Annotated in this window: 14 protein-coding genes; all 14 read left to right on the forward strand. The window is 44.8% G+C overall.

Features of this window, described 5'->3' with window-relative positions; all coding sequences use genetic code 11:
• The first annotated feature begins 230 nt into the window (after positions 1–230).
• The 14 genes from BMY75_RS06630 to BMY75_RS06695 all read left to right on the forward strand — a co-directional run bounded on the left by BMY75_RS06630 (position 231) and on the right by BMY75_RS06695 (position 14,878).
• Positions 231–1,133, forward strand: coding sequence for a homoserine O-succinyltransferase (locus BMY75_RS06630; RefSeq protein ID WP_074831486.1), 903 nt, complete (start codon positions 231–233; stop codon positions 1,131–1,133).
• Positions 1,134–1,348: 215 nt separating this feature from the next.
• Positions 1,349–2,503, forward strand: a complete 1,155-nt coding sequence (locus tag BMY75_RS06635; protein WP_074831489.1) for a glutathione synthase — start codon at positions 1,349–1,351, stop codon at positions 2,501–2,503.
• Positions 2,504–2,515: 12 nt separating this feature from the next.
• Positions 2,516–3,265: a class II glutamine amidotransferase gene (locus tag BMY75_RS06640; protein ID WP_074831492.1), complete on the forward strand. Its 750-nt coding sequence runs from the start codon at positions 2,516–2,518 to the stop codon at positions 3,263–3,265.
• A 101-nt stretch (positions 3,266–3,366) separates the two neighbouring features.
• On the forward strand, positions 3,367–4,320 hold the full coding sequence (locus BMY75_RS06645) for a LysR family transcriptional regulator (protein WP_074831495.1): 954 nt from the start codon (positions 3,367–3,369) through the stop codon (positions 4,318–4,320).
• Between the two features lie 318 nt (positions 4,321–4,638).
• Positions 4,639–5,928: an O-acetylhomoserine aminocarboxypropyltransferase/cysteine synthase family protein gene (locus tag BMY75_RS06650; RefSeq protein ID WP_074831498.1), complete on the forward strand. Its 1,290-nt coding sequence runs from the start codon at positions 4,639–4,641 to the stop codon at positions 5,926–5,928.
• 163 nt (positions 5,929–6,091) lie between these two features.
• Positions 6,092–7,165, forward strand: a complete 1,074-nt coding sequence (locus BMY75_RS06655) for a LacI family DNA-binding transcriptional regulator (RefSeq protein WP_074831500.1) — start codon at positions 6,092–6,094, stop codon at positions 7,163–7,165.
• 117 nt (positions 7,166–7,282) lie between these two features.
• Complete coding sequence (locus tag BMY75_RS06660; RefSeq protein ID WP_074831503.1) at positions 7,283–8,440, forward strand: trans-sulfuration enzyme family protein; 1,158 nt, start codon at positions 7,283–7,285, stop codon at positions 8,438–8,440.
• Position 8,441: 1 nt separating this feature from the next.
• Positions 8,442–9,347: a PLP-dependent cysteine synthase family protein gene (locus tag BMY75_RS06665; RefSeq protein ID WP_074831506.1), complete on the forward strand. Its 906-nt coding sequence runs from the start codon at positions 8,442–8,444 to the stop codon at positions 9,345–9,347.
• Positions 9,348–9,357: 10 nt separating this feature from the next.
• On the forward strand, positions 9,358–9,729 hold the full coding sequence (locus tag BMY75_RS06670) for a NifB/NifX family molybdenum-iron cluster-binding protein (protein WP_074831509.1): 372 nt from the start codon (positions 9,358–9,360) through the stop codon (positions 9,727–9,729).
• Entirely contained in the window at positions 9,705–10,586 is an 882-nt protein-coding gene (locus BMY75_RS06675) for a radical SAM protein (protein ID WP_074831512.1), read from the forward strand. Before BMY75_RS06670 ends, BMY75_RS06675 begins: the two co-directional genes overlap by 25 nt.
• Positions 10,587–10,682: 96 nt before the next feature.
• Positions 10,683–11,540 carry a nitrogenase iron protein gene (nifH, locus tag BMY75_RS06680; protein ID WP_002851636.1) on the forward strand — a complete coding sequence of 286 codons (858 nt, stop codon included), beginning with the start codon at positions 10,683–10,685 and terminating at the stop codon, positions 11,538–11,540.
• Positions 11,541–11,668: 128 nt separating this feature from the next.
• On the forward strand, positions 11,669–13,138 hold the full coding sequence (locus BMY75_RS06685) for a nitrogenase component 1 (RefSeq protein WP_074831515.1): 1,470 nt from the start codon (positions 11,669–11,671) through the stop codon (positions 13,136–13,138).
• 12 nt (positions 13,139–13,150) lie between these two features.
• A complete protein-coding gene (locus BMY75_RS06690; protein ID WP_074831518.1) occupies positions 13,151–14,491 on the forward strand; it encodes a nitrogenase component 1 in 1,341 nt (446 codons plus the stop codon).
• A gap of 54 nt (positions 14,492–14,545) precedes the next feature.
• Positions 14,546–14,878, forward strand: coding sequence for a NifB/NifX family molybdenum-iron cluster-binding protein (locus tag BMY75_RS06695; RefSeq protein WP_074831521.1), 333 nt, complete (start codon positions 14,546–14,548; stop codon positions 14,876–14,878).
• The last annotated feature ends 26 nt before the right edge of the window (positions 14,879–14,904 follow it).

Below are 14,904 nucleotides of genomic sequence, written 5' to 3' on the forward strand. Positions count from 1 at the left end.
CGATAAGAATACGTTATCGTAAAATAGGTTTGTTATAAAAGATATTTATAACGCTTAATAGACGGCGGATATCGGCTGAAACAACATGAGATCAGTTGATATATAAGATAGAAAAATTCGCGAAAAAAAATTTAAAAACAGCTATTGACAGGGTCGGAAAAATGTGTTATAATCTAAAAACATATTAATCATATATGAAAACTATAATAAATAAAAAGGAGAGCGAGCATATGCCTATTAGATTGAAAGAAACACTGCCCGTTATTGAAAAGCTGAAAAAGGAAAACATCTTTGCAATGACTGAAGAACGCGCGATGCATCAGGATATAAGAGAGCTTAAAATAGCTGTGCTGAATATAATGCCCGACAAGGAAGAGACCGAGCGTCATCTTCTGCGCCTGCTTTCCAATTCACCTTTGCAGATCGAAGTTACATTTATAAGGCTCACAACTCATAAATATAAGAATACGCCCATGAGCTATCTGCTGAAAAACTATCTTCCCTTTTATCAGATAGAGCACAAGTATTATGATGGTCTGATCATCACCGGTGCGCCTGTTGAAAAGCTTGCTTATGAGGATGTTGATTACTGGGGTGAACTTTCGGCGATATTTGAATGGAGCAGGATACACGTAACCTCTACACTGTACCTTTGCTGGGCGGCTCAGGCAGGGCTTTACTATCATTATGGTGTGCCAAAATATGATCTTGACAAAAAGCTTTCGGGAATATTCAGGCACACTGTCACAGATCCAAGCAGCGAACTGGTGCGTGGCTTTGACAGGAATTTCTATGCACCTCATTCCAGATATACTGGCATCAGCAGAGATGAGATACTGAAAATAAATGAGCTTTCGATAATCGCTGAATCCGATGAGACAGGTGTATATATCGTCAGCGACGGCGGAAAGAACATATTCGTGAACGGTCACCCTGAGTATGATCTTTACAGGCTGGCTGAGGAGTATATCCGTGATACCGACAAGGGTATTTCACCTGATATACCGAAGAATTATTTCCCCGATGATGACCCCGATAAAGAGCCCGAGAGTAGTTGGATATCGGCTTCGAGCCTGCTGTTTTCAAACTGGCTGAACTATTTTGTTTATCAGATAACACCTTATGAATTCTGATATACTGCGCGGATGATGGTGAGTTGTCCGCGCTGTTTTTTATGTCATTTATTAAATATTACAGTGTTAACAATTCGTTTACAACAATTCATATTGACATTATAGGATTTATATGATATAATCTATATATCATATTGATTTAATAGGAATAATTCTGAAATATGAACCTGAATGATAAGGTCACATAAAAACAGCTTCTGTATTAAGGAGGACAAATGAAAAATCAGCTTATATATAAAGGAAATTTCGGATTGGAACGCGAGACTTTGCGTGTTGATAAAAACGGCAGACTTTCACAGACGGCGCATCCTTTTGAGGATGACGGCGAGATAACCCGCGACTTCTGTGAAAATCAGATAGAGTTGGTAACGCCTGTCTGTTCAAGCGTTGATGATGTTATGAAAGAGCTTGATCGTCTGGATAAAAAGGTTAGAAAAGCCCTCGATGATATGGATGAGCGCATCTGGCTTTACAGTAATCCGCCGCATTTTTCGGACGACAGCGAGATACCTGTTGCTGATTTCAAGGGTGATCTTTCAAGCAAGCGTTTCTACCGCGAAAAGCTTGAATTACGATACGGTAAAAGGCTGATGCTCTTTTCGGGAATACATTTCAACTTCTCATTTGATGACGAATATCTGAAAAGCATATCATCAGGCGAAGATTTTTCCGAATTCAAAAATAGATTCTATCTCAGGCTTTACAAACAGCTAAGCAGGCACAGCTGGCTACCGCTTCTGCTTACTGCTGCAAGTCCAATACATGACCGTTCGCTTTATGAAGACGGAGAAAAGGGTGGTACTGTCAGCAGATATTCTTCCATAAGGAGCAGCGAAAAAGGGTACTGGAACAGCTTTGTACCTACTCTGAAATTTGATAGTCTTTCATCATATGTTGACAGTATTCAGAAGTATGTGAACGAGGGAAAGCTGTTTTCGGCAAGTGAGCTGTATCTGCCAATAAGGCTGAAACCAAAGGGTGAAAACAGTATCGAGAATTTTGCAAATGGTGTAAGCCATATTGAGCTGAGAATGTTTGACCTCAACCCGCTGGAACCGCTGGGTATCAATGCGGATGATCTGCGCTTTGCTCATCTGCTTGCAGTATATCTTTCGGAACAGCCTGATTTTGAATACACCGATGAATTGCAGGTCCAGGCTGTACATAATCACAGAAATGCCGCACTGCTTGACCTTGAAGGTGTGACCATAGATGGTACCCCGATACTTGAACGTGCAGGGCAGATTCTCGATAAAATGTCGGAGCGTTTTTCTGACAATAACGAATATCAGAATGTCATAGCTTATGAAAAAGCAAAACTCAGCGACCGCATTTGCAGCAAAATTATAAATGAAAAAATCTACGGATAGAAGGTGATACAGATGTGTGAACTTATCGGCTTTTCTGCCGCCAGACCAACAGATATCAAAGAACAGCTCAAAGAATTTTTCTCTCACAGTGCAAGCAATCCTCACGGTTGGGGAATAATGTACGGTGACAGGCTGATAAGAGGATGTGAACGAGCATCTGACAGTGCTGCCGTTGAACGGCTGCTGCAAACTCTCGAAGACCAGACCACTACTCTGGGGCATATCAGATTTGCGACCGTGGGCTCGATAAAGCTTGAAAACTGTCACCCTTTCACAGGGCGGGATATAACAGGCAGACAATGGACACTTATCCACAATGGGACGATATATTCAGGCAGCAGTCTGATACCATACCTTAACAATCAAAGCGGTGATACCGATTCGGAAAGATTGTTTTTATTCCTGATGGATACACTGAACAGCGCTCAGCAGAATGGCGAACTTTCACAGCAGGAGCGCTGCGAACTTGTGGATAATTTCATTAAGGAGATGTCACACAAAAACAAGCTGAATCTCATGATATATGACGGAGAGCTGCTTTATATACATAAAAATATGAAAGACACAATGCTGTATCGTAAACTGGATTCGGGGTATTTATTCTCCACAACTGCCCTTGACGACAGTGAGTGGAATGACGTACCTATCGCACAGCTGATGGTATATAAAGAAGGCGAACAGGTATACATCGGCAGGCAGCACGACGGGATATTCATACCAAGCCTGCAATATATCAAGGCTATGGATGCTATGCATATCTGACACATATCTTGTATAGAAGTCTTTCGGAAAAAGTTTTGGGCGCTCATCGAGATAATACTACCGATGAGCGTTTTAGTTTATACGGTGAAAAGGAGAACAGTATGACACTTCAACAGATAAATTACGCGCTTATGATAAGCGAGAGCGGTTCAATGAACAAGGCGGCAGACAAGCTGGGGATATCTCAGCCGACCCTTACAAATGCAGTACGTGAACTTGAACGCGAGATAGGTGCTGAGATATTCCTGCGCACACCAAAGGGCGTTGTGCCCACAGCAGAGGGCGAGGAATTTCTTTGCAGTATCGGACAGCTGTACAGGCAGTACGAGCTTGTATGCGAAAAATATATCAACAAGGATATGAAGCGAAAATTCGGTGTATCGACCCAGCATTATTCCTTCGCCGTAAGTGCATTTATTGAGACGGTTAAGCAGTTTGGCACACTTGAATTTGAATTCGCCATAAGAGAGACCGAGACACTGAATATCATACACGATGTGGGCAGTTTAAAAAGCGAGATAGGTGTTTTGTATATCAGTTCATTCAACCGCAAGCCTATAACGAAACTTCTGGAAGAGAACGAGCTGGAATTTACAGGGCTGATAAAATGCCGCGCATATGTATATATGTGGCGCGGGCACCCTCTTGCGGGTGAAGAATCTATTGGGCTTGAACAGCTTGCGCCATACCCTTGTCTTTCATTTGAGCAAAACGGAAGCAACGGATATCTATTTGCCGAGGAAATACTCAGCGAGAATATCTATCCTAGAATGATAAAGGCTACTGACCGTGCCGCTATGGGTGAGCTTATGAAAACTCTGTACGGATATACACTGTGTTCGGGAATACTCTGTGAGGAAATGAACGGTAGTGATTATGTTGTTGTACCGTTCCGTGAGGACAGCGAAAATCACAATACAGTTATGGAGATAGGATATATCCGAAAGAAGCACGGAGCTCTCAGTGAGATAGGAGAAAGGTATATCGAGGAGCTGAAACTGAGTCTTAAAAAGAACGCAAAGCCCGAACCGATAAACACTGTTTATCAGGACTAATAAGGATATTTTATAACAAACGCCATATATGATAACGTATTCTTATCATCTCACAGATGATATATCATATATCTGCAAATCAGCTGAATTTAATGTCAAAAACTCCCGATTCTACAAGCAGATAACGTTGTCACGTTTTCGATAAAACGCTCTGATTATATACTGAAAATCGTGCATATCGATACCCATAACAGACTGGATTTGACTATCGATCGACAGTTGTATGACAACGATATCACCTTTTATCGTTGACCTTTTTACTGTTTTCGGGTAAACTGTAAACATCGAAAACAAAACAACACCGAAAGGAAGATCATTATGGCAGATTTAAGATTTGATACTAAGAAAATTAAGGCAGGTTACAGTCCTCTGGATAACAACCTCGCTATCTCGCCCCCCATATATCAGACAGCGGCTTACGATTTCAAGAATACCGAGCACGCGCAGAATCTTTTTACATATAAGGAAGCGGGATATCTTTATACACGTGTTGGCAACCCCACTGTTAACTATTTCGCTGAGAGAGTAAAGGCTCTTGACGGCGCAAAGAACGCTGTTGCAGTAGGTTCGGGCATGGCGGCTATAAGCTACACACTGCTGAATCTGGCAGTCGGCGGCGGAACGATACTTGCTTCACCCTACGTTTACGGCGGAACGATAGATGCATTTGACAGACTGTTCCCCGAGTTCGGTATTAATATCAAGCTCACAGAAGCTATACTTGACCCTGCAAAACTGGATGCTGAGATAACCGACGATGTTAAGGCGATATATGTTGAATCCATCAGCAACCCCAACGCTTATCTGCTGGATATCGATGCTATATCGGAAGTTGCTCACAAGCATGGCGTACCTGTTGTAGTTGATAACACCCTTGCAACACCTTACCTTTACAGACCTCTCGAACACGGTGCTGATATCGTTGTATATTCCGCAACAAAGGCGCTGACAGGTCACGGAAATATCATCGCGGGTCTTATACTTGACAACGGCGATATGTCACTGTACACCAAGGAGAGATATCCTCAGTTCTACAAGCCCATAGTAATGCTGGGCGGTAAAGCCCCTGCGGATATCTTCCCCGATAACTTCTTTATATTCCGCGCTATACTCGTTTACCTGAACCTGCTGGGCGCTGCGCTCTCACCTCAGGATGCATATCTCGGTATCATCGGTCTTGAGACACTTTCAGAGCGTGTTGCAAAACAGTCAAGAAATGCTGCAAAGATCGCTGCATATCTTGAGAGCTCACCTGCTGTTGAATGGGTACGCCACCCAAGCCTTGCAAGCTACAAGTTCAAAGAACTGGCTGACAAGCACCTCACAAACGGCGGCGGCGGAGTGCTGTCCTTCGGCATAAAGGGCACACCCGAACAGGAGGCTGAGTTCCTTAACAACATCAAGCTTTTCCACTATCATGTAAACCTCGGTGACGCACGTTCTCTCATAGTTGACTCGCCTAATACAACTCACTCTGAGCTGACCGAGGATGAGTTCAAGCTGGCTGAGATACCGCGCAATCTGATTCGTATTTCTGCAGGCTTAGAGGATGCTGACGATCTCATCGAAGACCTCGAACAGGCTTTCAAGGCGGCAGGACTGCTGTAATTATTCTGATATCTGGACATCTCCGTAATATACGGAGATGTCTTTTTGATATAAGTGGAATAACAAAAAATTCACAAATACCTAGTTGACAAGTAGGAGATAAAATGTTATAATCATATATGTCAGATAGGATTACATATATTTCACAGAGGGGAGCAAAAATATGTCTCTGAAAGAAATAGCAAAAATGACAGGAGTATCGGTATCTACCGTGGGCAGGATACTCAGCGACCCGAACCATAAATGTTCCAGTGAGGAAGTTAGGCAAAGGGTCATAGAAGCTGCCCGTGAGATAAATTATATCCCGAATGCCAATGCCCGATCCCTGAGAGCGGGCGGCAGGAATGAGGACAGGATATATCATATAAATATCCTTGTTACCCACCTGGGCAGCGGTGCAGCAGACCCATTCTATGATGAGCTGCTGATGATACTCGAAAAAGAGCTGAGAAACAGCAGCTGTATAGTCAACAACGTATGGCATCGAAGTGAGTTTTCAGATGAGAAGATAATACAAAGTGACAAGCTGCAGAATCTGGTGGAAGAACTTTACCGAGACAGTACGCATAAGTCAGACGGACTAATCATCATAGGCAAGGCTACGAGCCGTGCTCTTAAACAGCTGAAGACCAAGGAGAAGAATATCGTTTCGATAAACCGAAACTCGACCAATTATGAAGTCGATGAGGTGCTTTGCGACGGCAGCAGGATAGCCCGCACGGCGATCGCTTATCTTGCAAAACTTGGTCACACGAAGATAGGATATGTTGGTGACTGCCATAACGAATCGAGATTTAACGGATATCAGGCGGCGATGACCACATTTCATCTTTCACCGGATATCGACTATATCTTCGATACTACCCCGAATGAAGCCAACGGCATAGCGGCTCTGGAATACTTTTCGGGACTTGCCGATCCGCCATCGGGTATATATTGTGCAAATGATATCCTTGCGGTGGGTATGCTTAAAGCTCTTAACCGCCGAAGATCAAAGATATATTCACCATCCATCATATCCAATGATGATATCGATGCAGCACAATACACCAAGCCCATGCTGACAACGATATCACTACCTAAAAACGAGATGGTGCGCTTTTCGCTGATGCTTCTGCTGGACCGCATAAAAGGCGGACACAGGATAATCTCACGACTGGAAGTGGAAGGAACGCTGATAATACGCGAAAGCTGCCGTCCTTACGGGGAATTGAACGAACCTGAATACTACATCTGAAAGCGTGATAACGTTATCACATTTAGGTGTTGACAAATGGAAGAATATGTTGTACAATATAGTCACGATATAAATCATACTATACAGATATGAATGATATGAAAGGAAGTATGGACTATGAGCTACAACAATATTGAAACTGCGCTGATACACGGCGGTATATCAATAGATGAAAGAACGGGTGCTGTTAACGTTCCCATCTATCAGACATCCACATTCAAGCAGGATGGTCTGGGAAAGATGAGAGGATATGAGTATTCAAGAACAGGCAATCCCACAAGAGAAGCTCTTGAAGCACTTATCGCAGAACTTGAAGGCGGCCATGCAGGATTTGCTTTTGCCAGCGGTCTTGCCGCTGAAACAGCAGTCCTCAGCCTGCTTAACACAGGTGACAGAGTGCTGATATCTTCAAATGTATACGGCGGCACATTCAGACTGCTTTCCAAAATATTCAATCACTTTGATATAAACTATACTATATCGGATACAGAGGATCCTGAGGCTTTTGAAAAGGATATCACACCTGATGTGAAAGCAGTTCTGATCGAAAGCCCTGCAAATCCCCTGATGACCATAACCGATATACGTGCGATATCCGAGATAGCTCACAAGCACGGTCTTCTGGTCATCGTGGACAACACTTTCATGACACCTTATTTGCAGAGACCTCTTGAACTTGGTGCTGATATCGTTATCCACAGTGCTACGAAATACCTGGGCGGACACAGCGATGTTGTTGCAGGTCTGGCAGTAGTCAAGACTCAGGAGCTTGCCGAAAAACTGGCGTTCATACAGAATTCCACAGGCGGTGTGCTTCCTCCCTTTGACAGCTTCCTGCTGATAAGAGGTATCAAGACACTGGGTGTTCGTCTCGACAGACACGTTGCAAATGCCGAGGCTGCTGCCAAGTATCTCACTGAGCACCAGGCTGTGAAAAGTGTTCATTACCCCGGACTTCCTACCGACAAGGGATATGAAGTCAACAAGCGTCAGGCTAAAAACGGCGGTGTGATGATATCCTTTGAGCTGAAGGACAACTACGATATCAACACATTCTTCGAGAGCCTTGAGCTGATAACATTAGCTGAAAGCCTCGGCGGAGTTGAATCGCTGGTATGCCACCCATCAAGCATGACTCATGCTTCGATACCCGAAGAAATTCGTAAAAAGGTTGGTATAACCGATGGTCTGATAAGGCTTTCAATTGGTATCGAGAATATAGATGACATTCTGAACGACCTTGAACATGCTATCGCAAAAAGTGAGGTAAAGTAATATGCTGTATGAAAATATGCATGACCTTATCGGTCACACACCACTTGTCAGGCTGAAAAATATGGGGGTCTCCCCCGATGTACATATTTATGGTAAGCTGGAAATGTATAATCCCTCGGGAAGCGTCAAAGACCGCATTGGTGAATACATGGTCAAGGCAGCCGAAAAAGAGGGTCTCCTAAAAAAAGGCGGTACTATAATTGAAGCTACCGCAGGCAACACGGGACTGGGAATTGCATTCGCAGCACTCGGAAGAGGTTACAGAGTGATCTTCACCGTCCCGACGAAGTTTTCCGCTGAAAAGCAGGCACTCATGAGAGCGCTTGGTGCGGAGGTTATAAATACTCCCCGTGCTGAAGGTATGCTGGGTGCAGTACGCAAGGCTGAAGAACTGAAAGCACAGATACCTGATTCGATATCTCTTGGACAGTTCAAAAACCCCAACAATCCTCTGGCACATTATGAGGGTACAGGCAAGGAGATATTCGATGACCTGAACGGTGATATCGACTATCTGGTAGCAGGTGCAGGAAGCGGCGGAACTTATTCGGGTATCGTCAGATATCTTAAAGAACACGGCAAAACAGTCGGTATCCTCGCTGATCCCGAAGGCTCGACCATAGGCGGCGGCGAACACTCCGATTACAACATCGAGGGTATCGGCAATGATTTTATCCCTGATACGATGGATATAAGTCTTGTGGATAAGGTCATAAAAGTCAACGATGAAGAAGCATTTTCAACAGTACGCGATCTCGCAAGGAACGAGGGCATAATTGCAGGTTCGTCTTCGGGGGCGGCTGTGGCAGCGGCTTTAAAGCTGGCTAAAACTATTGAAAAGGGAAATATCGTGGTCGTACTGCCTGATAGAGGCGACAGATATTTCAGTACAGGATTATTCGGATAGCGGTGAGTTAATGGTTTTTAAAATAGCATTTGCAAGCTCCGACGGAGTTAAGGTAGACAGTCATTTCGGTGCGGCGGAACGGTTTTATATCGTGACACTGGACACTGAAAAAGAGGAATACGACATAACCGATCAGGTTGAAGTTCGCCCCCCTTGCAACGGAGGCTGGCACGAAGTTTCAAAGTTCGGCGCAGTGCTTGAACAGCTGAGCGATGTGTCTGCAATAGTTGCACAAAGAATAGGACCCGGGGCAAAGAAGTATATTGAAGAAAACGAAAAGGCTGTTTATCAGATACCGCTTGATATCGAGCAGGCAATATGTCTGCTAATGGAAGAAAAACAATGGGAGGTGGACAAATGGCGATCTCATACGAAGAGCTGACTACAAAGCATCCCTGCTTTGCAAGAGGCGAGAAAAACGGTTCGGGACGAATACATCTTCCCATAAGCCCGAGCTGCAATATCGAATGTCGATTCTGCGAACGCAGTTTCAACAATTACGAGATCCGACCGGGTGTCAGCAGAACAGTAATAACACCTGAGGAAGCTTTAGATGCTATCAAAAGGGCGCTTGAGGTCTGTCCCGATATACACGTTGCGGGAATTGCAGGACCGGGCGATACGCTTGCAAGTCCATATGCACTGGAAACTTTCAAGCTGATAAAAGAAGAATATCCCGAGCTTGTGAAATGCATGAGCACAAACGGACTTCTGCTTGCCGAAAAAGCACAGGAGATACTGGATGTGGGGATAGATTCACTCACGGTAACGGTTAACGCAGTCGATCCAGAGATCGAAGCAAAACTCAATGATGGTATCATATGGCACGGCAAACACTATACGGGTGTTGAAGCCGCTGAGATACTTATCGAGCAGCAGCTGAAAGGTATAAAGATACTCAGTGATGCGGGTATGACGCTGAAAGTCAACACGGTATTCGTTCCCGAGATAAACGGTGACCATATCGAAGAAGTTGCAAGAACAGTTGCGGAAGCAGGGGCTACGATATACAATATCATACCGCTGATACCAAATCACAAACTGAAAGACTGCCGTGAACCTGACTGCATGGAACTTGAAAGAGCGATACTGAAAGCATCAAAATATATAGATGTATTCAGACATTGCCAGCGGTGCCGTGCGGATGCGGTCGGAATACCAGGCGGCAAAGATTACGGTGAAGAGATATATCAGAACTTGCAGAGATTGACAAGAAAAGATACATTCTCGCACGGATAAAATACCATATGAAATATATGAGTAAATCTTAAAATACCATATACGGTATTTTATATATAGAAATATAAACTATTATTTGAAATGAGGTAAAGTAAAATGGCTAAGGAATTAAGACAGATTGCAATATACGGTAAGGGTGGTATCGGTAAGTCCACCACAACACAGAACCTTACAGCAGGACTTGTTGAGCGTGGAAATAACGTAATGGTTGTAGGATGCGACCCTAAAGCTGACTCCACCAGACTTCTGCTGGGTGGTCTGCACCAGAAGACTGTTCTGGATACTCTGAGAGATCAGGGCGAGGACGAGATCGAGCTGGACGCAATCCTGAAAGAAGGCTTCATGGGCACAAAGTGCGTTGAGTCAGGCGGACCTGAGCCCGGCGTAGGCTGCGCAGGACGCGGTATCATCACATCTATCGGTCTGCTTGAAAGACTGGGTGCATATACCGAGGATCTGGATTATGTATTCTATGATGTACTTGGTGACGTTGTCTGCGGAGGTTTCGCAATGCCTATACGTGAGGGCAAGGCTAAGGAGATATACATAGTTGCATCGGGCGAAATGATGGCTCTGTATGCAGCAAACAATATATCAAAGGGTATCGCAAGATATGCTCGTCAGGGCGGTGTTCGTCTGGGCGGTATCATATGCAACAGCCGTAACGTTGACCGTGAGGCTGAACTTGTAAGAGCGTTTGCTAAGGAACTTGGCACACAGATGATTCACTTTGTTCCCCGTGACAACGATGTTCAGCGTGCTGAGATCCGCAAGAAGACAGTTATCCAGCACTTCCCCGAGTCCAAGCAGGCTGACGAGTACAGAGCACTTGCAGAGAAGATCGAGCAGAACGATATGTTCGTAATACCCAAGCCCATGACTCAGGAAAGACTAGAAGAGATACTTGTTGAGTATGGTCTGATGGACGATCTGAAGGACGATTATAAGATCTAAGATAATTCATAATTCACAATTCATAATTCATAATTACTGACATGGATCAATGCTTTGTGTTTTTATCATAACTTACTTGATACTCTGATTTTATCAGAATAACAAAAATAAGAATAGGAGTTTTGATAATGAGTAAAGTTAATTTGAATATACCCGAAGTCGAGATACGTGAGATACGTCTCAACTCGATCACGGGATTTCAGGGAACTGCAAAGGAGCTTGTAGATGCTTGCTCTGCCTGCGGCGGAAAAATGAAGGACAAGAACCGTTCTTTCAGCCAGTGTCTCGGATGCGGCACATCAAACGCTGCCTGCACACTGACACTTATACAGGACGCTGCGATAATCTCTCACGGTCCTGTGGGATGTTCTACTTGCCTGCATGAGTTTGCTTTCACCTACCGCGTAAATGCATATCTCAGACAGCTTGAACATCCTACACAGAGAAAGATATACTCCACCAACTTGGAGGAAAAAGATACAATCTACGGCGGCAGTAAGAAGCTTGAAGCTGCTATCCGTGAGGTACACAAGCGCGCTAAGCCCAGTGCAATATTCGTTATAACCACCTGTGCGGCAGGTATCATCGGTGATGATGTTGAGAGCGTTACCAATGCCGCTCAGAAAGAACTTGGAATACCCGTAGTTGCAGTATTCTGCGAGGGCTTCCGCTCTAAGATGTGGACATCTGGCTTTGATGCAGGATATCACGGTATTGCAAGAAAGATCATCAAGCCCGCAAGACAGAAGAGAAATATCATCAATGTTATCAACTTCTGGGGTAGTGATATTTTCCGTGAGTGGTTTGCAGAGTTCGGTTATGAGCCTAACTACATCACACCATTTGCAACTGTGGACAGCCTGAGCTATTCAAGTGAAGCTGCCCTGACCATACAGGCATGTTCAACACTGGGTTCATATCTCGGTGCAGCTCTGGAACAGCAGTTCGGCGTTCCCGAGATACGCAATTCGCCCCCTTACGGTATTGCACAGACCGATCGCTGGTTCAGAGAACTGGGTCAGATAATCGGTAAGGAAAAGGAAGTTGAAGAATTCCTGAAGCGTAAAAAGGAAGAATATATGCCCAAGATCGAAGCTCTCCGCGAGAAACTAAAGGGCAAGACCGCATATGTTACCGCTGGTGCTTCACACGGACACTCCCTGCTGGCTCTGCTGAAAGAGCTGGGCATGGAACCTCAGGGTGCTGCGATATTCCACCATGATCCTCAGTATGATAACGAGGATGAGCGTGCTGATACCCTGAGACATACAGTATCGGATTACGGTGATGTACCCAACTACAACGTCTGCAACAAGCAGGAATTCGAGCTTGTTAACGTACTCAACCGCATCAAGCCCGATATACTTCTGGCACGTCACGGCGGCATGACTCTCTGGGGCGCAAAACTTGGTATACCATCACTGCTGGTGGGCGATGAGCATTTTGGTATGGGCTATGAGGGTCTGGTAAATTACGGCGAGCGCATACTCGAAACTATCGAAAACGATGAGTTCGTAAAGAACCTGGCTAAGCACTCAGCTAACCCCTACACTAAGTGGTGGCTGGATCAGGAGCCTTACACATTCTTGGGAAAGTAAAGGAGAAACAATATGGCAGGATTGATTGAACAGGAGCGCTACACCTGTGCCATAGGCGCATTACAGACAGTAGTAGCTATTCCCCGCGCTGTGCCGATACTTCACTCGGGTCCAGGCTGCGGAGTTATGATAAAGGGCTTTTTTGAACGTTCGTCAGGTTACGCCGGCGGTGAAACTGCACCCTGCACGAACTTCAGCGAAAAGGAAGTTGTGTTCGGCGGAACGGACAGACTTCGCAATATAATCAAGAATACCTACAAGGTACTGGACACCGATCTGCAGGTAGTCGTTACAGGATGTACCGCAGGTATCGTTGGTGATGACGTTGCAAGCGTCACCGATGAGTTCCTCTACGAAGAGGACAGACCCATAGTTCACGTTGAAACTTCGGGTTTCAAATCCAACAATTATGTATCACATTCAGCAGTTGTGAATGCTATAATCGACCAGTATGTAAGCCGTTTTGAGGAAGAAAATCCATCCCGTTCGGAGAAGAATCTGGTGAACGTTATAGCTTCCATACCCTATCAGGATCAGTTCTGGAAGGGCAACCTGAAAGAATACAAGAGACTTCTGGAAGGTCTCGGTCTGAAAGTAAATATCCTTTTCGGACCTCATTCGGGCGGCGTAAAGGAATGGAAGACTATTCCAAAGGCAAACTTCAATGTGTTCGTATCTCCCTGGTACGGCGAGCCCATAGTTAAGAATCTCCAGCGCAGATACGGTCAGCCTTATTTCAAGTTCGGCTATCTGCCGATAGGTGCAAACGAGACTACAAAGTTCCTTAACGGCGTGGTAGATTTTGCACTTGAACAGGGTGCTGAGATCGACGAAAAGAAGGCAAGAAAGTTCATCGAAGAAGAGGAAAAAGCTTACTATGAAGAGCTTGACAACCTCGCAACTTTCCTGCTGGAATTCCGTTACGGTCTGCCAAGCTACGTACATATTCTCCACGATGCGGGATATGTTGTTGGTCTGACAAAGTTCCTGCTTCACGAAACAGGACTTGTACCCAAGGAACAGTTCATCGTTGATAATGTTCCCAAAAAGTATCAGGAACAGATCGAAGCAGACATCAAGGCTACATCTGACAAGCGTGAGATCCCTGTATATTTCGACCCCGATGCAGGTGCTATGCAGGACGTTATCAGAGGTCTTGAACACAAGGGCAGAGGTCTTATCCTCGGCAGCGGCTGGGATAAGGAACTTGCAGCCGAGATCAATGCAGACTTCCTCTCCATCGCTTGTCCTACACCTTACCGCATAGTTATGACAACGAATTATGTTGGTTATACAGGCGGACTCAGAGTTATAGAGGATATCTACAACACTGCGCTTGCAACTTATAAATAAGCAGATATCTCCTGTCAGCCGACAGGAGATATTTTTAAAAGTGAGGTATATGATATGTCAAAAATTGCAGTAGCAACATCTGATGGTTTTACAGTTAACGAGCATTTCGGTCACGCGAATTTCTTTCGTGTATATGAGCTGAATGAAACAGGTCATACATTTCTTGATGTGCGTGATGCGGTTGCAGCTTGTCAGCATTCCCTCGGTCATGATACTACCCGTTTCGATAAGATAATCGAGCTGCTTTCGGACTGCGACGCTTTGCTGGTACAGAAGATCGGCGAAGGTGCAGCAGCGTATCTGATATCGAAAAACGTCCGCGTGTTTGAGGTAAGCGGACAGATAGATGCTGTGCTTGATAAGTTCGTTGAAGATAAGATAATATAGATTCAAAATCCCCTGTCAGATGACGG

Source organism: Hominimerdicola alba, assembly GCF_900109655.1.
GTDB classification, from domain to species: Bacteria; Bacillota; Clostridia; order Oscillospirales; family Ruminococcaceae; genus Hominimerdicola; species Hominimerdicola alba_B.